A 1,288-nucleotide genomic window follows, 5' to 3' on the forward strand; every position below is an offset into this window, starting at 1 on the left:
TCACGTGACACGCTTTCGTGCCAGCGAAACCGGAATGTGCTCAGAGAAAGTAGACGTGACACTTCATCTTGCACAGCATCACACGATGAGATGAAAAAGCGGTACTCGTTCTTGTACTCATATTGAAAACATAATCCGTGACTGACCAGAATTGATTCGACATAGAGATGGGCTAACGCCAATCGCAATGTTCCACCGAACTCCAGTACGGCACGAATTTTCCGGGCTAACGCGCGATCACCACGCAGGGTCGTGATCAACACCCAATAACCACCCAGATCATCAATCAATTGATTGATGTATGCCTCTGCCTCTCGATAGACCTGGTCATTTCCAACAAGCGGATAGTCCAGGTACAGATTGATAGGCGAAATACGATCACAAAATGCTTTCACCGCGACGTGCGCACGAACGTGCTCAGAAATACAAACAGTCATAAAATGCTCCTCAAAAGAAAAAAAGAGGAGCCCCCTGTGCAGGAGTGGCTCCCGACAGGGTGAGTAGAAATGAGAAGAAAACCAGACGGTTTTCAGGGTAGGAAAACTTCATTACACCAACAGTGTTGCCACTGCCACAGCGATTACAGGTGCACGTGCTGCTTCAGGGTACAACTTGGGAAGTTGCCGTCACCATCATTAACGAACTCATCATTAACGTCACGCCGCTCAATGTATTCAACCAAGGCCACGAGAGCCTCCTTGATTTTACTTTCCATACTAAAAATCTCCCGGACAAGTATAAATGAGAAGAAAACCAGACGGTTTTCAGGATAGGAAAATTACACCAACAGTGTTGCCACTGCCACAGCAATTACAGGTGCACGTGCTGCTTCAGGGTACAACTTAGGAAGTTGCCACCGTGAACGGGGTCTTGAACCGTTATTCCAGGCCGTGAGCCTGTCTCAGCACCTTAAACTCGACCGAGTTATGCATGAGTAGCTGCATACGGCGAGAAGACACTGACAGCGTTGCCGGATTGGCATGGTACAGCTCAAGGAAATCATATTCGGTTGTTTGTTCACGCTTAACAATGCCGCGATCAATCAGTTCCTGAGTCAACTCATCCAGGCTTTTATCTGTTGAGGTTTTTGAGTCTTTGCCTCGCATCGCCACATCCTCCAGTTTTCATCGTCGAGGACAGTATAGAAGGCAGTGCGCAGGGGCTCAATGCCTGAACATGCAGTTTCAGTTAATTCATCGTGATGCAATGGAGAAAGAGCAGCCGCTTACGCGGCCGCTGCACTTCCGGAAGAAAAACACACTCACTATTACGATCTCTTTTCAAGCAG

General features: G+C 47.9%; 2 protein-coding genes. Both read right to left on the reverse strand.

Annotation, left to right across the window (positions count from 1 at the left end; translation table 11 throughout):
- The coding region (locus ACSV5M_RS21755) for a hypothetical protein (RefSeq protein ID WP_439178954.1) at positions 1-437 on the reverse strand (437 nt) is incomplete at its 3' end.
- Positions 438-878: 441 nt separating this feature from the next.
- Positions 879-1,106 carry a hypothetical protein gene (locus ACSV5M_RS21760; RefSeq protein WP_439178955.1) on the reverse strand — a complete coding sequence of 76 codons (228 nt, stop codon included), beginning with the start codon at positions 1,104-1,106 and terminating at the stop codon, positions 879-881.
- Positions 1,107-1,288: the final 182 nt, after the last annotated feature.

The sequence above is a fragment of the Cellvibrio sp. ARAG 10.3 genome (genome assembly GCF_051846955.1).
In the GTDB taxonomy this organism is placed as follows: domain Bacteria; phylum Pseudomonadota; class Gammaproteobacteria; order Pseudomonadales; family Cellvibrionaceae; genus Cellvibrio.